General features: G+C 58.0%; 14 protein-coding genes. 10 read left to right on the top strand and 4 right to left on the bottom strand.

Annotated elements, in window-relative coordinates; genetic code table 11:
- Positions 1–2: 2 nt before the first annotated feature.
- The 4 genes from VV869_RS15890 to VV869_RS15875 all read right to left on the bottom strand — a co-directional run bounded on the left by VV869_RS15890 (position 3) and on the right by VV869_RS15875 (position 5948).
- Positions 3–629: a hypothetical protein gene (locus VV869_RS15890; RefSeq protein ID WP_337735900.1), complete on the bottom strand. Its 627-nt coding sequence runs from the start codon at positions 627–629 to the stop codon at positions 3–5.
- Positions 630–632: 3 nt separating this feature from the next.
- A complete protein-coding gene (arcB, locus tag VV869_RS15885; RefSeq protein WP_337735899.1) occupies positions 633–2999 on the bottom strand; it encodes an aerobic respiration two-component sensor histidine kinase ArcB in 2367 nt (788 codons plus the stop codon).
- Positions 3000–3127: 128 nt separating this feature from the next.
- Positions 3128–4954 carry a GGDEF domain-containing protein gene (locus VV869_RS15880; protein ID WP_337735898.1) on the bottom strand — a complete coding sequence of 609 codons (1827 nt, stop codon included), beginning with the start codon at positions 4952–4954 and terminating at the stop codon, positions 3128–3130.
- Positions 4955–5015: 61 nt separating this feature from the next.
- Positions 5016–5948 (bottom strand): TIGR01212 family radical SAM protein, encoded by a 933-nt coding sequence (locus VV869_RS15875; RefSeq protein ID WP_337735897.1) that lies wholly within the window; start codon positions 5946–5948, stop codon positions 5016–5018.
- A gap of 634 nt (positions 5949–6582) precedes the next feature.
- Here VV869_RS15875 and gltB (VV869_RS15870) point away from each other — a divergent pair.
- The 10 genes from gltB (VV869_RS15870) to VV869_RS15825 all read left to right on the top strand — a co-directional run bounded on the left by gltB (VV869_RS15870) (position 6583) and on the right by VV869_RS15825 (position 23887).
- A complete protein-coding gene (gene gltB / locus VV869_RS15870; RefSeq protein WP_337735896.1) occupies positions 6583–11130 on the top strand; it encodes a glutamate synthase large subunit in 4548 nt (1515 codons plus the stop codon).
- Positions 11123–12595 carry a glutamate synthase subunit beta gene (locus VV869_RS15865; protein WP_337735895.1) on the top strand — a complete coding sequence of 491 codons (1473 nt, stop codon included), beginning with the start codon at positions 11123–11125 and terminating at the stop codon, positions 12593–12595. Before gltB (VV869_RS15870) ends, VV869_RS15865 begins: the two co-directional genes overlap by 8 nt.
- Before the next feature lie 425 nt (positions 12596–13020).
- The gene (gene gltB, locus VV869_RS15860) at positions 13021–17484 is read left to right on the top strand and encodes a glutamate synthase large subunit (RefSeq protein ID WP_337735894.1); all 4464 of its coding nucleotides are present in this window, start codon (positions 13021–13023) and stop codon (positions 17482–17484) included.
- Positions 17485–17497: 13 nt separating this feature from the next.
- Positions 17498–18910, top strand: coding sequence for an FAD-dependent oxidoreductase (locus tag VV869_RS15855; protein WP_337735893.1), 1413 nt, complete (start codon positions 17498–17500; stop codon positions 18908–18910).
- A gap of 121 nt (positions 18911–19031) precedes the next feature.
- A complete protein-coding gene (gene mtnN, locus VV869_RS15850) occupies positions 19032–19730 on the top strand; it encodes a 5'-methylthioadenosine/S-adenosylhomocysteine nucleosidase (RefSeq protein WP_337735892.1) in 699 nt (232 codons plus the stop codon).
- A complete protein-coding gene (locus tag VV869_RS15845; protein WP_337735891.1) occupies positions 19730–20686 on the top strand; it encodes a cobalamin biosynthesis family protein in 957 nt (318 codons plus the stop codon). The genes mtnN and VV869_RS15845 overlap by 1 nt, the downstream gene beginning before the upstream one ends.
- Before the next feature lie 2 nt (positions 20687–20688).
- Positions 20689–21510: a vitamin B12 ABC transporter substrate-binding protein BtuF gene (gene btuF, locus VV869_RS15840; RefSeq protein ID WP_443147329.1), complete on the top strand. Its 822-nt coding sequence runs from the start codon at positions 20689–20691 to the stop codon at positions 21508–21510.
- A 132-nt stretch (positions 21511–21642) separates the two neighbouring features.
- Positions 21643–22254, top strand: a complete 612-nt coding sequence (locus tag VV869_RS15835) for a TRIC cation channel family protein (RefSeq protein ID WP_337735890.1) — start codon at positions 21643–21645, stop codon at positions 22252–22254.
- A 170-nt stretch (positions 22255–22424) separates the two neighbouring features.
- Positions 22425–22841 (top strand): VOC family protein, encoded by a 417-nt coding sequence (locus VV869_RS15830; RefSeq protein ID WP_261600933.1) that lies wholly within the window; start codon positions 22425–22427, stop codon positions 22839–22841.
- 62 nt (positions 22842–22903) lie between these two features.
- Entirely contained in the window at positions 22904–23887 is a 984-nt protein-coding gene (locus tag VV869_RS15825) for a questin oxidase family protein (protein WP_337735889.1), read from the top strand.
- The last annotated feature ends 85 nt before the right edge of the window (positions 23888–23972 follow it).

Below are 23972 nucleotides of genomic sequence, written 5' to 3'. Positions count from 1 at the left end.
GCTTAGTCGCCGGTGCGCAGCGGGCCGATGATCACCCCATGCTGGATCAGGCGAATTTCCTCGCCCTTGTAGGTCAGCAGCACTGCAATATCAACCGCACTGCCCGGCAACCACTCCGGCCCTTCATACAGGCTGACTTCCAGGGTCAGTTCACCTTCCGCCCGGATATCCAGATTCTCTTTGGCCAGCCACTGCTGATCGCCCTGCATCAGTAACACCCGCTGGATCTCCAGCCCTTTTGGGATCTGATGCATCTCCTTGGTTTGCAGCTTCACGGAGGCATGCACCATATCCGATGGCGCGGTGCCGTCGGCACCGATCACCGGCAGGCGCCGCAACCATAAACGACTGTCGAGCATTACCACGGTATCCCCGAGGGTGGCTTCGCTTGGGGCACTGCGCCACAGATCCGCCGGCAAAGGCGGTTCGGAGGCGCGGCGATCCGCTGCCGCTCCCTCTCCGGCTGCCGTTGCAGCCTCATCCGCACGCTCACCATCCGGGCCCTTTTCCCCAGGCACGACCGACTGGCCGTCCTGCGCAGATTCGGGCCGAGTGCTCGGGGACTCCGGCTCACTACAAGCGGCCAGCCCTAGGCTCATCACCAGGGCCAGCATCACCTGTCGTTTCATGGGTTACTTCTCCTGTCGAGCTAACCAGCCCTTCAGCACCTTAAGATCATTTTGGTAGTCATCTTTAATTTCGTCGACCCAGTCACTGATATTTTCCCACCACGCCGGCAATTCCGGAGACTGCGCCTTCTGCGCCACCTGCTGAATGTGCTTGAGGCCAATTGAGCCCGCTGCGCCTTTAATTTTATGGGCTTCGAACTTGATCCCGTCCTGATCCCGGGCGGTCATATTCGAGTCCAGGATCTCAATGTACTCCAGCATTTTCTGCTCGAACATCGCGATGCTGTCATACACCGGCTGCGTCCCGACGATCTCCACATACGAACTCAGCATTTCCAGATCCAGTAACTGAGTGATCTTCTCATCACTCAGCTGAGTAGGATTATCCGATGCCACTTCGTCCTCCGTTTCCTCTTCGTCCTCATCCAGCGGGCAGGTCAGCACCAGACGCTCAATCACACTGGTAATCGCCTTCACACTCAGCGGCTTGCTCAGGGCATCATCCATCCCTTTCTCCAGGTATTCTTCCTTGTCTTTGATCACATTGGCCGTCAGCGCCACCAGCGCCGGCAGATGGTCATAGCGCTCACGCAGCTGGCGGGCGATATCAAACCCGGACATATCCGGCAGTTGAATATCCAGCAGCACCAGGTCGTAATCGTCCGGGTTAAATTTCTCCAGCGCCTCATCCCCACGCATGGCGATCGTCACCTCGTGTCCCAGGCTCTCCAGCAGCGCCTTGGCCACCGTGATATTGAGCTCGATATCTTCCACCATGAAGATATTCAAACTCATCGGTGAGGGTGCCGGCAGCGACTCTTCCGGCTCGCGTTTCTCGACCAGCGGCGCGCAGATCGTCACGGTAAAGGTACTGCCCTCGCCGACTTCCGACGACACCGTGATATCCCCGCCCATCATCTGCACCAGCTGGCGGGACACCGCCAGGCCGATCCCGGTCCCGACCGCATGCAGGTTGTCACTGTCATCTTTGACCTGATAATACATGGCGAAAATCTTATCCAGCTCGTCGGATGGGATCCCAATGCCGCTGTCTTCGACCTCGAAGGTAATATGGGCCTGCTCGTCGATCACCTCACTGCTGATCGACAGCACCACCCCGCCTTCTTTGGTGAATTTGGTGGCATTGCTGATCAGGTTCCACAACACCTGGCGCAGCCGGGTCCCGTCGGTCTCGATACAGGCCGGCAGATCTGTCAGTTGTTCCAGGTCGAAGCGCAAGCCTTTCTGCTCGGCCATCAGCCCCGAGATATTGCCCATCTCTTCGACGAACTCGGAAAAATCCAGCGGTTTGGGCAGCAGTTCCAGACGGCGACGATCGGACTTATCCATATCGATAATGTCGTTGAAAATGTTGCCCAGGGTGATCGCACTGACATAGATAGTGCGCATGTAGCCGCGTTGCTCTTGATTGAGCCGGGTCTCGAGCAGCATCCGGCTCAGGCCGACAATCCCGTTCAGCGGTGTTCGCAGCTCATGGCTGATGGTTGAGATAAAGGCGGTTTTATCCCGGCTGGCTTTCTCCTGGGCATCCTGATACTGCTTGCGCTCGGTAATATCTCGGCCAAAGCCCATCAGGCCCAGTCGCCGCCCCTCGCGGCTATAGAACGGCACCTTACGCAGCTCAAATACCGCCTTGCGGCCATCGGGATATTCCAGCCACTGCTCATAGGTCAGCGACACATTCTGGTTAAAGACCTGCTGATCGGTTTCGACGATTTTGCGGGCAATATCTTCGCTGTAGACATCCCACGGGGTCAGGCCGACCAGCTGTTTCTCGGTCCGGTTGGTCAGCTCTTCCATCGCCCGGTTACAGCCGGAGAACTGGCCTTTCTCGTTACGGTAGTAGATCAGATCCGGCGAGGCATCGAGGAAGGATTTGAGCAGCGCACTCTGCTCCGCCAGCTCCAGCTGCGCATTTTCCCGCTGGTAAACCTCGTTTTCGAGATCCAGCATCGCTTCTTCGCGCGCTTCCTCTGCTTTTTTCCGCTCTTCAATTTCCTGGTTCAGCTGGGTGATATTCTCCTGCAACTGCTTATTGAGCTGCATGTCGCGCGAGCGCATCTCTTCGAGCTTGGTGACCAGCTTCGACAACCGCTGACGCGAGTCCTCCAGTTGGTCCACCACCACCGACAGAAAATAGACCGCCCACGGGGTGATCAGCAGCCCGAAAAACACCGAGCGGACAATATCGATGTTGAGTACTTCCCCCTGAAGCACCAGCGTCACCCCGACCTGCACCACCACCGCCAGGGCGACCAGCGCCAGAGCCAGCAACAGGCTGAAGCGCACGATTCCGAGCTTGACCAGCAAGTCGACATAGAACTGAGCCAGCACCTTGATTTGTTTCATGAATTATTCCTGCTCATAAAAGGCTACGCTTATGATAATCATCCCGGGGCCAGAACCAAAGGAGATGTCCCACAGATATAACAAAGCCTGCGCGAAGCAGGCTTGTTTCATTTCCGGATTGGCCCGGTTCAGCGATCGCTATCGGTCATCACCATGGTACAGTTTCGCCCGGCCGCCTTGGCTTTATAAAGCGCGATATCGGCCATTTCGACCAAATCCCCGTAGTCCTGGGTCGGCAACGGCGTCACCGTGGCAATCCCCAGGCTGACGGTCAGCTTGTCGTCCACATCCGAATAGGCATGAACAATGCCCTGCGCCGCCAGTTGCCGATGGACCTTCTCAGCCACCACCAACCCGCCTTCCGGATTGGTATTGGGCAGCAGGAAGGCAAACTCCTCACCGCCGTAGCGGGCCACTTCATCGGTTTCGCGCCGGATCACGTCACGGAACACCTTGGCGACCTCCCGCAGCGCGTAGTCACCCTGCTGGTGACCATAGTTATCGTTGAACGCCTTGAAGCTGTCGATATCACACAAAATCAGGGTCAGCGGCTTTTGCTCCCGGATATGGCCGTGCCAGAGTTTACGCAGCTGCTCGTCAAAGTAGCGCCGGTTGGCCACCTTGGTGAGGCTGTCGACAAAACTCATTTCCTGCAGCTCCATAATCGCATCCGCCAGCTGCTGCTCGGCCATCCGCCGCTCCGTCACATCCCGGGCCATCACCAGCACCCCGGGCACGCCGTCCGTCGGGTCCCGATATGGGGTTTTCACCATCTCGTACCAAATCGGCGTGCCGTCTTCGAGAATAACATAGTCATCGGTTTTGACCGTTTTACCTTCCCGCAGCACCTGGCGGTCACTTTCCTGAAACTCTTCCCATTTGTCCGGCTCCAGCACATCCGCCGCCGACTTACCGAGCAAGGTCGCCTGGGTAAAGCCCAGCGCGCGGGCAAACGGCTCATTACAGCCGACATAAATGCCGTGCTCGTTGTACAGGCCAATCGGATCCGAGCTGGCTTCAAAAATCGTGTTGAGCAACGAGCTGCGCTGGGCCAGGGCTTGCTCGGTGATCTCCCGCTTCTCGATCTCCTGCTTCAGACTCTCTTGCATATCATGCCAGTCCGTCACATCGTGGCTGATCGACAGCGTGCCAATCACCTCGCCGTGATCATCAATCAGCTGGGTTTTATTGGTTTCCAGCAACCGGCTGGCCCCGTCCGGCGCCGTGGTCCAGGTATGCAACGGATGCAGGGATGCCGCCATATTCTCATCGTCCATCACTCCTTCGGAAAACCGGCCGCGCCAGAAACGGTTGAAGGCTTTGTTGGTGCCGATGATCTGGCCGCTGCGATCCTGGTAATACACCAGCTCGGATAAGGAGTTCAGCACCTGCTGGAAAATACGCTGCTCCTGTTCGAGCAAGGCAGACGATGCCGGTTGCTGGGGCGGTTGTGATAAGTACAGCAGCCAGGCCGCCTGCCATTTAAAGCGGATCGGCTGCCCGGTCACCGCGAGGGATAAGGTAAATCCGGGTTTGAGTTGCAGCGCCTCGGGGGCATTCTGGAAACCGTGACGGTACGGCAGCGGCCGGAGGAAATCGCACAGCATCTCGGCGCTGATATCATCCGGATAGAGATAACGGCTGCCCAGTTTACGAACCCCAATCAGCTCACAGCAGCGTTTGTTGGCATAGAGCAAAACGCCGTCTTTGCGCCGGATAATCGCCACCGCCAGCGGTAAATCGGTCAAAATGCGGTGTAACCGCCGGAACGACGCCGAATCCAGGTGCAGCAGCATCATCACCAGCAACCCGCAGCCAACCACCGCCCCGGTCACGATCAGGACCGACAGCAACACCGGATGAGCGACCCGGTCGGCTGTCTCGGCAGCCTGCCCGGCCACCGGGAACATGGAAAGAGCAGCCAACCCGGCCGGGCGACGAACAAAACGCAACATGCTTGATTTTTCTATCGTGGCGAAAAAATGAGTCGGTAATCTAACATATTTTGTACAGCTGCTATAGCGCTGACCGGGCAATAAATGGTTGGTCCAGCGCGCTGCCTTGTGCCCCGTCCCGGGTCAGCTGCCGACTGATTTCCGTCATCGCCAGCCAGCGATTCTCACACCAGTCCGGTGCCAGCAAGGTCGGTTTGCGGGCATTGGCCGACACCCGGTGATACACCACATTCGCCGGGGTATTGCGGATCATTGCACACGCAATGTCGACGTAGTCCGCCAGGCTGATCTCACTCATCCGGCCGGCTTGCCAGGCCTTGGCCATCGTGCTGCCGCTGACAATATGTAGCGGATGCAACTTGATGCCATCAACGCCGGCCGCCACCACCCGGCGCAATGTCTCCAGACACTCGGCCTCGCCTTCCCCCGGCAGCCCGACAATCAAATGGGTACAGACCTTCAGCCCCAGCGCCCGTGCCTGCTCGGCAACCCGGGCGTAGCAGGCAAAATCGTGACCACGATTGATGCGCTTCAGGGTGTGGTCGTGGGCCGTTTGCAGCCCCAGTTCAAGCCAAATTTCATAGCCCTGGCGCTGATACTCGGCCAAGAGCGCCAGTACAGCCGGCGGCACGCAGTCCGGCCGGGTCCCGACGCACAGGCCGACGATATCCGCCGCCGTTAGCGCCTCCTCATACATCGCTTTCAAGGCCTGCACTTCGGCATAGGTACTGGTATAGGCCTGAAAATACGCCAGGTAGCGATTCGCCCGGTGCACTTCCCCCGCCCGCGCCCTGAGCTGCTCACGGATCGGCAGGAACCTGGCCTGCTCATCGGCAAAGGACGCAACGTTACAAAAGGTACAGCCGCCCCGCCCAATCGTGCCGTCCCGGTTCGGACAACTGAATCCGCCGTGCAACGTCAGCTTATGGACCTTTTCCCCGTATCGGCGCTGTAAATCCTGCCCGAACGTATTGACGAGTTCATGCAGTTGCATGGCATTCCCCGAGTCATAAATGAGAGCCGCGCAGGTTAGCACCAAAAAACAGCCGGAAATTTGTGCCAAAACAATAAAAGCATCGCGCCAAAGCAATAAAAAGAACTACTGGCAGCATTTCACTGTAGCATTCAAAGGGCGTGTAATTAAAAAACAACAAAATGAAACCCTACTGCAACAAATTTACCGGCATAAATGACTGCTCCACTTGGGGGTTTTATCGGCAATATTCAAAATGAGAGGCATTATCGAATAAACAACCGATTACAATCGCTACCCATTCACCACCCCGGCAATTTTATGCAGACAGCCCTTCAATAATTGTTGGTAATTAATCAATCAAAAATGTAGGATAGTTACAGCTGTGCGCAATTTATGAACAATAAAAATGACGAAATCACCCTACTTTTTAGTGATTTCTGTCACATCACCAGTGCAGCCGTAGCACTTTTGCTAACCAGGACAGAGGTGCTACAGCATTAAGTTTGCTATTGATTTGAAACATCATCCCACAGCAAACACACATTGCCCGGGCAGGACAAGCCGTCCTTTTATCCCCAGCAATGTCACAACACAGATTAGGGATAACTCGGGCTTCTGGATTGAGGCCTGTTGAAACTGGAAGGAAGTATCTATGACAGATCAAGCGCAGAAGGCTCAGGGACTGTACGTGCCTGAACTCGAGCACGATGCCTGTGGTATCGGCTTTGTCGCCCATCTCAAAAACCGCAAATCCCATCAGATTGTCACCCAGGCGCTGGAGATGCTGGCCCGAATGGAACACCGGGGTGGCCAGGGATGTGATCCGTGCAGCGGTGACGGTGCCGGTATTTTGCTGCAAAAGCCCCATGAATTCCTGCTGGAGGAAACCGTCAAGCTCGGGATCCGCCTGCCGGCCTTTGACCAGTACGGGGTGGGTGTCGTCCTGTTTCCGAAAGACGAATACAAACGCCAGCAATGCCGCGATATTCTCGAGCGCAACGCCAAGCGCCTGGACCTGGAAATTATCGGCTACCGGGTGCTGCCGGTCGACAATTCCATGATCGGTGCCGATCCGCTCAGCACCGAACCGCAGTTCGAACACGTGTTTGTCACCGGTGGCCCCGGGCTAGAACCTGCAGCACTGGAGCGCAAGCTGTACGTGCTGCGAAACTACACCGTGCGGGTCTGCCTCGAAAGCATTGCCAACATCGGCGACGACTTCTACATCAACTCGCTGTCTTACAAGACGCTTGTCTACAAGGGTCAGCTCACTACCGAGCAAGTCCCGCAGTACTTCCTTGATCTGCAGAACCCGGCGATGGTGACGGCCCTGGCGCTGGTTCACTCCCGCTTTTCAACCAATACCTTCCCGAAATGGCGCCTGGCACAGCCTTTCCGTTACATCGCCCACAACGGTGAAATCAACACTGTGCGCGGCAACCTGAACTGGATGAAAGCCCGCGAGGCGATCCTCGAATCGGACCTGTTTACCCAGCAGGAAATCGACATGCTGCTGCCGATCTGTCAGGAAGGCAGTTCCGATTCCGCCAACTTTGACATGGCGCTGGAACTGCTGGTGCTCTCCGGCCGCAGCCTGCCACACGCACTGATGATGCTGATCCCGGAAGCGTGGCAGGAAAACAAAAATCTGGATCCCAAGCGCCGGGCGTTCTACCAGTACCACGCCAACCTGATGGAGCCATGGGACGGCCCGGCCTCGGTCTGCTTTACCGATGGTGTCCAGGTCGGCGCGACCCTGGATCGCAACGGCCTGCGCCCGTCACGCTATACCGTGACCAAAGACGACTTCCTGATCATGGCGTCCGAATCCGGCGTGGTGGAGATCGCGCCGGAGAACATCCAGTTCCGCGGTCGCCTGCAACCGGGCCGGATCTTCGTGGCCGACCTGGAGCAGGGCCGCATCATCTCTGATGAAGAAGTCAAAGACACCATTGCCTCCGCCCAGCCGTACGAGCAATGGGTGCAGGACAACCTGCTGAGCCTGAAATCGCTACCGGATGCTGACAACATGCATCATCAGCCGACGCCGGAGCGTCTGCTGCACCACCAGCAAGCCTTCGGGATCAGCTCGGAAGAAGTCAATGATATCCTCGTGCCGCTGGCCAAAACCGGCTATGAGCCGCTCAGCGCCATGGGGGCCGACTGGCCGCTGGCTGTGCTGTCGCACCAGTCGCAGCATCTGTCGAACTACTTCAAGCAACTGTTTGCCCAGGTCACCAACCCGCCGATCGACCCGATCCGTGAGCGGATGGTGATGTCGCTCAATACCTACCTCGGCAAAGATCAGAACCTGCTGAGCGAAACGCCGGAGCACTGCCAGAAAGTTGAGCTGGAATCACCGGTGCTGAGCAATGCCGAACTGGAAAAACTGCGCGCGATCGATAACGAGCACCTGCAGGCCAAGACGCTGGATATCGTGTTCCGCGCCAGCGGCGAGCCCGGTAAACTTGAACGTGCCCTGAAGCGGATTTGCCAGTATTCGGAAGATGCGGTGATCGACGGCTATTCGATCATCATCCTGACCGACCGCGCGGTGAATTCCAACCATGCGGCCATTCCGGCGATGCTGGCGGTCGGCGCGGTGCACCACCATCTGATCCGCAAAGGCCTGCGCGCCAAGTGTGACATCGTGGTCGAAACCGGGGATGCCCGCGAGACCCACCACTTTGCGACGTTGGTCGGCTACGGTGCCAATGCCGTCAACCCGTACCTGGTGACCGAAACCCTGGTTGATCTGCAGCGCACCCGCAAGCTGGATCCGGCGCTGTCAGTCGATGAGTTGTTCAACAACTATCGCAAAGGGATCAACGGCGGCCTGCTGAAGATTTTCTCCAAGATGGGGATCTCCACCCTGCAGTCCTACCACGGCGCACAGATTTTCGAAGCGCTGGGGATCAGCAAATCGGTGGTCGACAAATACTTCACCGGCACCGTGTCGCGCATCGAAGGCCTGACCATTGACGACATCGCCAAAGAAGTGCTGATCCGTCACCGGGTCGGCTACCCGACCCGTGAAATCCCGATCCAGATGCTGGATGTCGGCGGGGTGTACCAGTGGAAACAGCGTGGCGAGAAGCACCTGTTCAACCCGGAAACCATTTCGTTGCTGCAACAGTCGACCCGCAACAAGGACTACGGCCAGTTTAAGCAATACGCCAAAGCGGTAGACGATCAGGGCGATGATGCCGCGACGCTGCGCAGCCAGCTGGACTTTATCAAAAATCCGGCCGGGGCCATCCCGCTCGATGACGTCGAGCCGGTCGAGAACATCCTCAAACGCTTTGCTACCGGGGCAATGAGTTTCGGCTCGATCTCGTACGAAGCCCACTCCACCCTGGCTGTGGCGATGAACCGAATCGGTGCCAAGTCGAATTCCGGCGAAGGCGGCGAAGATCCGACCCGCTTCGAGAAAAAAGCCAACGGTGACTGGGAGCGCTCGGCGATCAAACAGGTCGCTTCCGGCCGTTTCGGCGTGACCTCCTATTACCTGACCAACGCCGATGAGCTGCAAATCAAAATGGCTCAGGGGGCTAAGCCGGGCGAAGGCGGTCAGCTGCCGGGCGATAAAGTCGATGACTGGATTGGCGCAACCCGTCACTCTACCCCGGGCGTCGGTCTGATCTCGCCACCGCCGCACCACGATATTTACTCGATCGAGGATCTGGCGCAGTTGATCTTTGACTTGAAAAACGCCAACCGCGCCGGTCGGGTGAACGTCAAGCTGGTCTCGGAAGCCGGGGTCGGCACCATTGCCTCCGGTGTGGCCAAGGCCAAAGCAGACGTGGTGCTGATCGCCGGGTTCGACGGCGGCACCGGGGCCTCTCCGATGTCCTCGATCCGTCATACCGGTCTGCCTTGGGAACTGGGCCTGGCCGAAACCCACCAGACCCTGCTGAAAAACGGCCTGCGCAACCGCATCGTGGTCCAGTCGGACGGCCAGATGAAGACTCCGCGCGACCTCGCCGTGGCGACCCTGCTCGGTGCCGAGGAATGGGGCATCGCGACCGCCGCCCTGGTGGTGGAAGGTTGTATCATGATGCGTAAGTGTCACAAGAACACCTGTCCGGTCGGGATTGCGACCCAGAACAAGACGCTGCGCGAGCGTTTCGACGGCCGGGTGGAAGATGTCGTGACCTTCTTCCACTACATGGCGCAAGGTCTGCGTGAAATCATGGCAGAACTGGGCTTCCGCACCATTGATGAGATGGTCGGCCAGTCCCAGAAACTGAAGATCCGCGACAACATCGGCCACTGGAAGTACCAGAATCTGGATCTCAGCCCGGTGCTGCACATCGAGCCTGCCCGGGAAGAAGACGGCGTCTATCAGCAACGTGAGCAAGACCACGCGCTGGAGACCATCCTGGATCGCCGCCTGATTGAAACGGCAGCGCCAGCCCTGTATGAAGGCAAGGCGGTGGAAGCCACGTTTGACATCATCAATACCGACCGCAGTACCGGGACCATGCTGTCGAACGAAATCTCCAAGATTTACAAAGACCAAGGCTTACCACAGCCGATGAAGGTCAAGTTCAACGGCTCCGCCGGCCAGAGCTTCGGGGCGTTCCTCGCCAAAGGCGTGGCCTTTGAAGTGGAAGGGGATGCCAACGACTACTGGGGTAAAGGCCTGTCCGGCGGCACCCTGGCGCTCTACCCGGACCGCCGGACCGACATCATTCCGGAAGACAACATCGTGGTCGGGAACGTCTGCTTCTACGGCGCGACCTCCGGGGAGTCCTATATCCGCGGCATGGCCGGTGAGCGCTTCTGCGTTCGTAACTCCGGCGCCAAGGTGGTGGTCGAAGGGGTTGGCGATCATGGCTGTGAGTACATGACCGGCGGGATCGCGGTGATCCTCGGCCAGACCGGACGCAACTTTGCCGCCGGGATGAGCGGTGGTGTCGCCTACGTCTGGGATCAGTTCGAAGACTTTGCAACCAAGCTCAATCCAGAGCTGGTCGATCTCGATCCGATTGAAGACGAAGACAAGATCCTGCTGCGCGAGATGCTGACCAAACATATCGACTATACCGGCAGTACAGTGGCTCAAACTTTCCTCGATAACTTCGAGGGGAACCTGGCCCGGATGGTCAAGGTAATGCCGCGGGACTACAAAGCCGTCCTACAGCAGCGCAAAGCAGAAGCAGAGAACAAGGAAGTATTGGAGGCCGTCGATGGGTAAGCCGACTGGATTTTTAGAATTTGGCCGTGAGTTGCCAAAGAAAGTGGATCCGAGCGTCCGGATTCAGGACAACAAGGAGTTTGTCCTCAACAACGAGTTCGGGGACAAAATCAACACGCAGGCGTCGCGCTGCATGGATTGCGGGGTACCGTTCTGCCACAACGGTTGTCCGATCGGCAACATCATTCCGGAGTTTAATGATGCGGTCTATCGCGACAGCTGGGAAGAAGCCTGGCATATCCTAAGCTCGACCAATAACTTCCCGGAGTTTACCGGTCGGGTGTGTCCGGCGCCGTGTGAGAGCAGCTGTGTGCTCGGCATCAACCAGGATCCGATCACCATCTGTAACATCGAGAGAACCATTGTCGAAACGGCGTACCGCGAAGGGTACGCCAAACCGAAAACACCGAGAAAACGCACCGGCAAGACCGTCGCCATTATCGGCAGCGGTCCGTCCGGCCTGGCAGCGGCAGAGCAGCTCAACAGCGCCGGTCACAGCGTGACCGTGTTTGAGCGCGATGAAAAAGTCGGTGGTCTGCTGCGGTTCGGGATCCCGGATTTCAAGCTTGGTATGGATATCATTGACCGCAAAATCAACCTAATGGCTGAGGCCGGGATCAAATTTGAAGTCAACGCCCATATCGGGGTCGACATCAATGCCCAGCAGCTGCGCCAGGAGTTTGATGTGGTGCTGCTGACCGGCGGCTCCACGGTTCCTCGGGATCTGCCGATCCCGGGCCGCGAGCTCAAAGGCGCCCACTATGCCATGGAGTTCCTGGCTCAGAACAACCGCCGCGCCAACAACATGGATCTGAAAACCGAAGAAATCCATGCCAAAGACAAGCATGTAGTGGTGATCGGCGGCGGGGATACCGGCTCGGACTGCGTCGGCACCTCGAACCGTCATGGCGCGGCCAGTATCACCCAAGTCGAAATCATGCCGATGCCGCCAGAGCATCGCCCGGCCAATCAGCCGTGGCCGGCCTATCCGATGATCCTGCGCACGTCGACCTCCCACGAGGAAGGCTGTGAGCGGCACTGGAATATTCTGACTAAGGAATTTATCGGTGATGAAGCGGGCAACCTCAAGGCGCTGCGCATTGCCGATATCCAGTGGCTCGAAGCCAAGCCGGGTGAACGGCCGGGCTTTGAGGAAGTCCCGGGCTCGGAGCGGATCATTCCATGCGATCTGGCATTCCTGGCGATGGGCTTTTTGCATCCGGAGCCGAACGGCGTGCTGGCGCAACTGGATATTGCCTTGGATGAGCGCGGTAATGTCGCCACCCAAGGCTTTGCCACCAACCAGAAGGGCGTGTTTGCTGCCGGGGATATGCGGACCGGTCAGTCTCTGGTGGTCCGTTGTATCAACGAAGGCCGTGAATGTGCCCGTGAAATCGATGCTTTCCTGATGGGTAATTCCAATCTGGAGGCCAAATCCGATTCACTTATGCTGTCTGAAGCCTGATTCCATTCAGTATTATCCTGAAAACCAAGCCGGCTCTCATGAGCCGGCTTTTTGTTACCGAATGCATCAGGATTCCCGAGCAGGCTTTGCCTGAACCTGGTGAATCCTTATTTGGTATAGCCCACCTATTGCCCCCGAACGTGAGCAAGAAAGTTCTAACTTTTCAGACAGTTCCCAGCCCGTTTTCCCCGCACTAAAATGTGAATTTATTGTTGCAGAAAAAGTAAAAACAAATGTATTCCAATATGTTACATCACGACTTACTCATAGATACGAGATTTTACTGCTCCTGTGATATGAATTTGACCTTTTTGTAAAATATCGTTAACTTCAAAGGATGCTGGAAGCACAGATGGCGATCAGGGAGATCGCCATAAATATGCAGTAAGACTGCCCGGAGCGGGCAGAAGCAAGGGAGAGTTGCAATGACACTGTATGACCCAACGCTGGAAAAGGATAACTGTGGCTTTGGTTTAATCGCCCATATTGAAGGCGAAACCAGCCATAAACTCGTCCGAACAGCCATATCCGCATTGGATCGTATGACCCACCGTGGCGGGATTGCCGCGGACGGCAAAACCGGTGACGGCTGTGGCTTACTGATGAAAAAGCCGGACAGTTACTTTCGCACCGTCGCTGAAGAAGCGGGCTGGAAGCTGGCCCGTGAATATGCCGTCGGGATGATTTTCCTCAGTCAGGATCCAGTCAAGGCCGAGCAGGCCCGGACTATCGTCAACGAAGAGCTGGCCAAAGAAACCCTGTCGATCGTCAGCTGGCGCGAAGTCCCGGTCAACCCGGCCGTGCTGGGCCCGATCGCCACCGAATCCCTGCCGCAAATCGAGCAGGTGTTTGTCAACGCCCCGGCAGGCTGGAAGCCTCGCGATGTCGATCGCCGCCTCTATATGGCCCGTCGCCGGATTGAAAAACGCATCGACAGCGATCCGGATTTTTATATCTGTAGTCTGTCGACTCAGGTCACCGTCTATAAAGGCCTGTGTATGCCGGCCGACCTGCCGAAGTTTTACCGGGATCTGGGCGATATTCGTCTGGAATCTTCCATTTGTTTGTTCCACCAGCGGTTTTCCACCAACACCCAGCCACGCTGGCCGCTGGCCCAACCGTTCCGCTATCTGGCGCACAACGGGGAAATCAACACCATCGCCGGGAACCGCCAGTGGGCGCGGGCGCGGGCGTATAAGTTCTCCTCCCCGCTGCTGCCGGATCTGCAAAACGCAGCGCCGTTCGTCAACGAAACCGGCTCCGACTCGTCGAGCTTAGATAACATGCTGGAGCTGTTCCTGTCCGGCGGGATGGATCTGTTCCGCGCCATGCGGATGCTGGTGCCGCCGGCCTGGCAGAACCACCCGGATATGGATCCGGCCCTGCGTGCCTTCTACGATTTCAACACCATGCACATGGAGCCATGGGACGGCCCGGCGGGGATCGTAATGTCCGACGGCCGTTACGCCGCCTGTAACCTCGATCGCAACGGCCTGCGCCCGGCGCGCTATGTGATCACCAAAGACAAGCTGATCACCCTGGCGTCGGAAGTCGGGATCTGGGACTACGCCCCGGATGAAGTGGCCGAGAAAGGCCGCGTCGGACCAGGCGAATTGCTGGTGATCGACACCAAGTTCGGCAAGATCTGGCATTCTGCCGATATTGATAATGATCTCATGGGCCGCCACCCGTACAAGGAGTGGATGGACAGCCATGTCAAACGCCTGGTGCCGTTCGAAGAGCTGGGCGACGATCAGGTCGGCAGCCGCTCGCTGGACGATCAGGAACTCAACACCTACCAGAAACTGTTCGGGATCAGCAACGAAGAGCTGGACCAAGTGCTGCGCGTGGTCGGTGAAAACGGCCAGGAAGCGACCGGCTCCATGGGCGATGACGCCCCGATGGCGGTGCTGTCCTCCAAAGAGCGCTCGGTGACCGACTACTTCCGCCAGATGTTTGCTCAGGTCACCAACCCGCCGATTGACCCGCTGCGGGAAAAACACGTAATGTCGCTGGCAACCTGTATCGGCCGGGAAATGAACGTCTTTTGCGAAACCGACGGCCACGCCCACCGCGTGGCGTTCAAATCGCCGATCCTGCTGTATTCCGATCTGGTGCAGTTGCTGGAGCTGGACAACCAGTACTACCGCAACAGCATCATCGACATTAACTACGATCCGCGCGAGAAAGATCTCAAGCAGGCGATTGTCGATGTCTGCGATCAGGCCCAGCGCCTGGTCGAGAGCGGCACCGTACTGGTGGTACTTTCCGACCGCGGGATCAATCCGGACAAGCTGCCGATCCCGGCCGCCATGGCCGTCGGTGCGGTCCAGACCCGACTGGTCGAGGCCAATCTGCGCTGTGACGCCAACATCGTTGCCGAAACCGCCACGGCCCGCGATCCGCACCAGTTTGCGGTGTTGCTCGGCTTCGGTGCGACGGCCATCTACCCGTACCTGGCCTATGAGTCGCTGGGCAAGCTGGTCGACAGCGGCGCTATCAGCAAACCGTACCGCGAAGTCATGGTGAACTACCGCGACGGGATGAACAAAGGGCTGTACAAGATCATGTCAAAAATGGGGATCTCCACCATTGCCTCTTACCGCTGCTCAACCCTGTTTGAAGCCGTCGGCCTGAGCAAAGACGTGGTGGATCTCTGTTTTCGTGGCGTCTCAAGCCGCATCGCCGGTGCCGACTTTGGCGACTTCCAGCAGGACCTGTTCAACCTGTCCCGGCGAGCCTGGCTCAAGCGCAAGCCGATCGAAAACGGCGGCCTGCTCAAGTACGTCCATGGCGGGGAATTCCACGCCTACAACCCGGATGTTGTCGGCACTTTGCAAAAAGCGGTCAAAACCGGGAACTATCAGGATTATCTGGCCTTTGCCAAAGAGGTTAACGAGCGTCCGGTTGCGGCGATCCGCGACCTGCTTCAGCTCAAAACTTCAGACAATCCGCTGGATATCGACTGCGTGGAAGCAGCCACCGAGCTGTATCAGCGCTTTGATTCCGCGGCGATGTCCATCGGCGCCCTGAGTCCGGAAGCGCACGAAGCACTGGCCATTGCCATGAACCGTCTCGGCGGTTTCTCCAACTCCGGTGAAGGCGGTGAAGATCCGCGCCGGTTCAACACCGAGCGCAACTCGCGGATCAAACAGGTCGCCTCCGGCCGCTTCGGGGTCACCCCGCACTATCTGGTCAATGCCGATGTGCTGCAGATCAAAGTGGCTCAGGGTGCCAAGCCCGGTGAGGGCGGTCAGCTGCCGGGCCACAAAGTGACCACGGAGATTGCCAAGCTACGTTATGCGGTGCCGGGCGTGACATTGATTTCACCACCGCCGCACCACGACATCTACTCGATTGAAGATCTGGCCCAGTTGATCTTCGATCTCAAGCAGGTCAACCCGAAAGCCATGATTTCGGTCAAGCTGGTTTCCGAGCCCGGGGTCGGCACCATTGCCACCGGGGTCGCCAAAGCCTACGCCGATCTGATCACCATTTCCGGCTACGACGGCGGCACCGGGGCCAGCCCGCTGACCTCGGTCAAATATGCCGGCAGTCCGTGGGAGCTGGGTCTGGCAGAAACCCAGCAGGCGCTGGTCGCCAACGGCCTGCGCCATAAGATCCGCCTGCAGGTCGACGGCGGTCTGAAAACCGGATTGGATGTAGTCAAAGCGGCGATCCTGGGGGCGGAAAGCTTCGGTTTCGGCACCGCGCCGATGGTCGCTCTGGGCTGTAAATACCTACGGATCTGTCACCTCAACAACTGCGCCACCGGGGTGGCCACTCAGGATGAGAAGCTGCGCCGCGACTTCTTCAAAGGCCTGCCGGAGCAGGTAATGAACTACTTCATCGGCCTCGGCCAGGAAGTGCGGGAGCTGCTGGCCCAATTGGGCGTGGAGAAGCTGACCGACCTGATCGGCCGGACCGATCTGCTGACCGTGCTGGAAGGTCATACCGCCAAGCAAAGCAAGCTGGTGCTCGACGGTCTGCTGCATGCGCCGACGCCGGTTGCAGGGAAAACGCTCTATTGCAGCGAGCCGAATACCCCGTTTGATCAGGCTGAACTCAGCAATGCCCTGCTTGAAGCCGCGCTCCCCGCGATTGAAAGCCGCAGCGGCGCCGATCTCTACTTTGAGATCCGCAACACCGACCGTTCGATTGGTGCCCGCTTGTCCGGCGAAATTGCCCTGCGCTACGGCAATCAGGGCATGGCCGGCCAGCCGATCAATATCCACCTGTCCGGCACCGCCGGTCAGTCGTTCGGGGTCTGGAATGCCGGCGGCCTGAATCTGCTGCTGACCGGGGATGCCAATGACTACGTCGGGAAAGGCATGACCGGCGGGAAAATCAGCATCCGTCCGCCCGTCGGCTCGGCCTTCAAATCCAATCAGGCCACCATTGTCGGCAACACCTGTCTGTATGGTGCAACCGGCGGGAAATTCTTCGCTGCCGGCACCGCCGGAGAGCGGTTTGCGGTGCGTAACTCGGGCACCATCGCAGTGGTCGAAGGCGCAGGGGACAATGCCTGTGAATATATGACCGGCGGGATCGTGGCCATCCTCGGCAAAACCGGGGTCAACTTCGGTGCCGGGATGACCGGTGGCTTTGCCTATATTCTGGATGAAAACGGCGACTTTGCCGGTCGGGTCAACCCGGAGCTGATTGAGGCGCTGCCGCTGGACGGACTCAAGATCCACCAGGAGCACCTGCGCGGGCTGATCGCCAGCCATCTAGAAGAAACCGGATCGAGCCGGGCACAGGAAATCCTGGCCGATTTTGACCAGTGGATCCCACGGTTCTACCTGGCCAAGCCGAAGTCTGCCGACGTAAATACCCTCTTGGGTCACCAAAGCCGCTCTGCCGCAGAGCTGCGCGTTCAAGCTCAATAAGGAGGGAAGCCGTATGAGCCAGAACATTTACCAGTTCATTGATGTCGCGCGTGTGGATCCGGCGAAAAAACCGCTCAACATTCGTAAGATTGAATTTGTCGAAATCTACGAGCCGTTTACCCAGCAGCAGGCCGGAGCTCAGGCCGACCGCTGCCTCGGTTGCGGCAATCCGTACTGCGAATGGAAGTGCCCGGTCCACAACTACATTCCGCAGTGGCTGAAACTGGCCAATGAAGGCCGGATCATTGAAGCCGTGGAGCTGTCGCACCAAACCAACACCCTGCCGGAAGTCTGCGGCCGGGTCTGCCCGCAGGATCGGCTGTGTGAAGGGGCCTGTACCCTTAATGAGGATTTTGGCGCCGTCACCATCGGTAATGTCGAGAAATACATTACCGACAAGGCGTTCGAGATGGGCTGGAAGCCGGATATGTCTGCCGTCGAATGGACCGACAAGAAAGTCGCCATCATCGGTGCCGGACCGGCGGGCCTTTCCTGTGCCGACATCCTGGTCCGCAACGGCGTCAAACCCGTGGTGTTTGACCGCTACCCGGAAATCGGCGGCCTGCTGACCTTTGGCATCCCGTCGTTCAAGCTGGAAAAAGAGGTGATGATCAACCGCCGCAGGATCTTCACCGACATGGGCGTTGAGTTCCGCCTCAATACCGAAGTCGGCAAAGATATCGAGATGGCCCAGTTGCTTGAAGAGTATGATGCGGTCTTCCTCGGCGTCGGCACCTACAAAAACATGCGTGCGGGTCTGGCCAACGAAGATGCCCCGGGCGTCTACGATGCGCTGCCGTTTCTGATCTCCAATACCTATCGGGTGATGGAACTGGAGGACAGCCCTGAATTTATCGACATGCGCAATCAAAAAGTCGTGGTCCTCGGCGGCGGTGATACCGCCATGGACTGTGTCCGCACCTCGATCCGTCAGGGCGCGAAAAACGTGATCTGTGCCTATCGCCGGGACGAGGCCAACATGCCGGGCTCCAAGCGGGAAGTCAAAAATGCCCGCGAAGAAGGCGTGAAGTTCATGTTCAACCTCCAGCCGCTTGGCATTGAGCTGAACGAGCACGGCCGGGTCAGCGGCGTCAGAGTGGTGAAAACCGCCCTCGGTGAGCCCGATGATGCCGGACGACGCCGTCCGGAGCCGGTCGAAGGCAGCGAGCATGTGCTGTCGGCCGATGCGGTGATCATGGCCTTTGGTTTCCAGCCTCACGCTATGCCGTGGCTGGCCGCCCATGATGTTGAACTGGATCAGTGGGGACGGATCAAGGCGCCACAGGCAGGCGCATTTGCCTTCCAGACCAGCAATGCCAAAATCTTCGCTGGCGGCGACGCCGTCCGAGGCTCGGATCTGGTGGTCACGGCCATCGACGAAGGCCGTAAGGCTGCGGAAGGGATCCTCGATTACCTCGACGTTTAACCCGCCGCGCTGAACGACAGCGGGAATGGCCGTCAGTGCCATTCCCGTTTTTTATTTGGTACAATTTGCCCATTCTGACTCCCGTCCGGGAGCTTCAATTGACTTAGATGAGAACGAATCCATGAAGATCGGCATTATTGGTGCGATGGAACAAGAAGTCGCCATCCTGAAAGCACAACTGACCCACTGCGAAACCCACACCAAAGCGGGCTGTACTTTCTATACCGGAACCCTGAACGGTGCCGACGTCGTCTTGCTGCAATCAGGCATTGGTAAAGTCGCTGCTGCTGTAGGGACCGCGGTGCTGCTTGAAATCTTCCAGCCGGATGTCGTCCTCAATACCGGCTCAGCCGGTGGCTTCGACCGCACCCTGAATGTCGGTGATGTAGTGATCTCGACTGAAGTACGCTACCACGATGCCGATGTGACAGCCTTTGGTTACGAAATCGGTCAGATGGCGCAACAGCCAGCCGCGTTCATCTCAGACGCCAAACTGATGGATGTTGCCGAGCAGGCACTTGCTGCGCTGGGCGACACGCACGCAGTCCGCGGCCTGATCTGCACCGGGGATGCCTTCGTTTGCTCTACCGAGAAACAAACCTTCATTCGTGATCACTTCCCAAGCGTGGTGGCGGTTGAAATGGAAGCCGCGGCCATTGCCCAGGCCTGTCACCAGTTCGACGTACCGTTTGTCGTGGTGCGTGCCATTTCTGATGTCGCCGACAAAGAATCACCAATGAGCTTCGAAGAGTTCCTGCCGCTGGCCGCGAAAAGCTCATCAGCCATGGTCAGCAAGATGGTGGAGCTGCTGAATCAGTAATGAACGAGCTGCTGGCGGTTCTGAATACCCATCACGCCCTGCTGGTCTTGTGGGGCGCCCTGGTGATGCAATGGCTGCTCCCGATCCCGGGGGCGCTGCATCCATTGCAATTCTGGCCGTTGATCGCGCAGCGAATTGCCGAGCGGGTCAACCATCCGGATGAATCCCGCCAGCAACAACTGCTCGCCGGCAGCCTGGCTTGGCTGCTGATGTGGCTCACCGTGCTGGTCCTGCTGATCGCCGTGGATCAGCTGGTGTGGATTGAAAGTATCTATCAGCTGATCCTGTTGTGGCTGGCACTGGATTGGCGCAACACCCTGAAATTTAGCAAGCGTTTTATCCGCGCCTACAGCCGCGAAGACAAAGCCTATTGCCGGCAGTTACTCGAATCACCGCTCAATCGCGAAACCCGCAACCTCTCACTGCTCGGTCTGGGCAAGGCCGGGGCAGAAACCCAGCTGATGGCCTATGGCCGCCTGGTCGCCGGGGTGCTGTTCTGGTTCGCCCTCACCGGCGGGATCGGGGCCCTGATGTACCGCCTGGCAGTCAGTCTGGCGCGCACCTGGTCGCCCAGCCGCGCCGAGTACCACACCTTTGGTTTACCGGCCGTGCGGATTCTGGCGGTGCTCGATATTATTCCGCTGCGCCTGTTTGCCCTGTTGATCTGTATCGGTCATAACGGCAAAACCGCCCTGCAGGGGATCCGCCAGCAAGGAGAAAACTGGCTATTGCCCGGCCCCGGCTGGCTGCTGGCCGCCACCGGCCATAAGCTCTCGCTGTCCCTGGGTGGCCCGGCTATCTATAACAGCCGGAAAATAGAGCGCCCGCGCCTCGGTGGCCCCATCGCTCCGGCAGCCCTGCACCTGAGTCAAATCAACCTGATGGTAAACCGCCGGCTGATTGCCTGGGTCATCATTCAGAGCAGTCTGCTCATTCTCATGCAAGGAGTCGCCTGATCGTGCGCCTGATTGTTAATCTCTTGCTACTGTTGCCGACCAGCCTGTTGGCCGCGCCCGTCGAGCGGGTGATCAGCCTCTCGCCGCACACCACCGAGCTGGCGTATGCCGCCGGGCTGGGTGACAAGCTGGTCGCCGCCAGTGACTACAGCGACTATCCGGAAGCAGCCAAATCCCTCGAGCGCGTTGCCAATTACCGGGGGATCAAACTCGAGCGCATTATTGCCCTGAAGCCGGATTTAATTCTGGCCTGGCAAGGGGGCAATCCGCCCCGCGAAATGGCCAAGCTGGAGCAGTTGGGACTGAACGTCTTTTACTCCAATCCCAAAGCGCTGGAAGACATTCCGCAGACTCTCGAAACGCTCGGTCAATATGCCGCCGTGCCCACGCAAGCCCACCAGGCCGCCGCTACGTTCAGGGAAAAGCTGCAACAGCTGGATGCCCGCTATCGCCAGCAACGGCCGGTGCGTTATTTCTACCAGCTCAGTGCGTCCCCGATGATCACCGTGGCCGGTAACAACTGGCCCAGTCAGGTCTTCAACCACTGCGGCGGCGAAAATATTTTTGCAGACAGCAAAGCCGCCTACCCGCAAGTCTCCGAAGAGCAAGTCGTCGTCCGTCAGCCGGAAGTGATTTTCGGCACGCCCCACGCCGGTACCCAAACCGGTCTGTGGCAGAAGTGGGACGGCAAGCTCCCGGCAGTTAATCACCAGCATATTTACAACCTGGAAGCCGACTGGCTTAACCGGCCAACCCCGCGCACGATTCAGGCAGTAGAGCAGGTTTGTCGCTATCTCGAGCAGGTACGGCAAGACAAGCCGTAGCCATCGGACCCGTGCCGACGCAATTCCCTGTGAATAAGGTCACAAAGCACGCGCAGTAAGTTGTACCATTTACATTTCGCCGTACAATCTCAGCCGATTTTTATTCTGACTTCGCAGCGCTTAGGGACAGACATGCTTATCTACCTTCTTGATATGTTCGGCACCGCCATTTTTGCCATTTCCGGCGTGTTACTGGCGGGCCGGTTGCGGATGGATCCGTTCGGCATTGTTGTGCTGGCCAGCGTGACCGCCATTGGCGGCGGCACCATCCGTGATATGGCGCTGGGGGCCACTCCGGTATTCTGGATCACCGATACCAATTATCTCTGGGTGATCTTCATCACCTGTCTGGTGGCCATTATCGCCATCCGCAAGCCCCGGCAAATGCCCTGGTACTTCCTCCCGGTTGCCGATGCCATCGGTCTGGCGGTGTTTGTTGCCATCGGCGTCGAGAAAGCCCTGCGCTTTGGCGCGACTCCGATGGTTGCGGTCATCATGGGCGTGATGACCGGTTGTGGCGGCGGGGTGATCCGGGATGTGCTGGCGCGTGAAATCCCGATGGTGCTGCGTACCGAAGTCTATGCAACGGCCTGTATTCTGGGCGGTATTGTTCATACCACGGCCTTGCAACTCAACGCTGATGTGAATATTGCCACCCTGGCCGGGATCGCGACGACCCTGACAATCCGACTGGCCGCCATTCGCTGGCATTTATCCCTGCCGACGTTTGCGCCCCGAAACTGATCTGACTCGCAAAACGTTGCTCAGCGTTGCATTCAACGCCATCAAAACCGCCAACCTTGGCGGTTTTCTTTTTCCTTACTCAATTTAAATAAACAAAAAACTTTATTTATAAAAAATGACAGTTATGGTTATTAGTAAGCAAAAAACATTACTAATAACCCGGAGGCACCATGATCCCCTACGTCGAACATGCCAATCTCACCGTGACCGATATTGACCAGACCATCGCGTTTCTGCAAACCGCCCTGCCCGCTTTCCAAGTGCGCCATCGTGGACAAACCGATACATACCCGTGGTGCCATATCGGCACCGAAACCAGTTATCTCGCACTCCAGGGAGTCACGGACCGTACCGACACTGATCGCGCCCCCTACCGGGACAGCGGCATCAACCATATCGGCCTGGTCACCGAAGATGTGGACGGGGTCAGAGCGCGGCTTCTGGCGGCGGGATATCAGGAAAATGAGCTCGCAACAGACCATCCCTGGCGCAAGCGGATCTACTTTTGGGATCCCAACGGGATTGAATGGGAGTTTATTGAATATCTCAGTGAAAATCCGAGCGAGCGCAACGATTATCGCCTGTAATCATGATCGGCTGTTGTCACAACGTCCCCGGAAACTTCGGGGGCTGCCAACGAGGAAAAACCATGTTTCATCCCGTCTCGAAGACCTGCTTGCACCTGATCCACCAGGGACAGCAGTTCGATCCCGTCTACGGCAATGGCCTGTCCAACCATTTGCCGATGGCGCTTACTGCGCTCGCCTACCAGGGCGCGTCAGATGAGCAACTTACCGCGTTTTACCACCACTATGCGGGGCAGTTGAGTCCGCTGCGCCCGGTCAACGACGCAGATGCCCAAACCCCACGACTGGGCAACCCGGCCGATTTCGGTCGCTTTTTATCCCGCTATCGCCGGCAAATCCGCCAGCGGGGGCTCGAGCCAACCGTGCGTGAAGCGCTGGCGCAGCTCCTGCCGGGACTGATCACCGCCGCATTTCATGGCGTGATCCGCCTGAGCTATGCGGCCGCCCTGCAAGATAACGAAGAAGTGGCACTGGCGCTGGCGTACTGGGCCAGTGAATATCAAGCCTTGGGCCCGCTGCAGCAAACCGATGCATACGATGCCGAACAACAACTTCATCTCGCCCAGCAGCAATTTGCCAACTACACCTTTCAGCCCGGGATCATCGTCGATCGGGTCAACGAACTAAGCCACATCCCGGCCTATCAGCAGCTCGCGGCGATCCCTGCGGCCCTCACGTTCGAGCAGGTTACCCGGATCACCATCCGCTCCTACCTCGCTTCAGACAATTTCGTCCTGCTGCACGGCGTAACCGGCTTTCAGGCCCTGCATCAGCTCTTACCTTATCTCGACGATCCCGAGTTGGCCCTGCGCTATTACTGGCAGGCCTATATTGCCGCTATGTGCGTTGCCCGCACGGCCCAGCGCCCCGTAAGCCAACACGCCCCACCGACACTCGAGTGGGAGCAGTGGCATGCACAGAGTTGCCTTAGTCGCGACGATCACACCATCAAGCTGATCTACAGCGCCAGCTATCTCTATCAACACTTTCCATGGCCGGAATATCCGGCAGCCATCAAGATGCGACTGGCAAAGGAAGCCCCTTAGCCGCCAGACAGTACGCCCTTTGTGCTTCCCCGAACTACGGGCATGAAAAAAGGCGCCTGGGCGCCTTTTGAAATTGCTTGATGGG

The sequence above is a fragment of the Photobacterium sp. MCCC 1A19761 genome (assembly GCF_037389125.1).
Classification (GTDB): domain Bacteria; phylum Pseudomonadota; class Gammaproteobacteria; order Enterobacterales; family Vibrionaceae; genus Photobacterium.
Note: the sequence above shows the minus strand (reverse complement) of the source record. Positions and strands in the feature narration are given on the sequence as shown.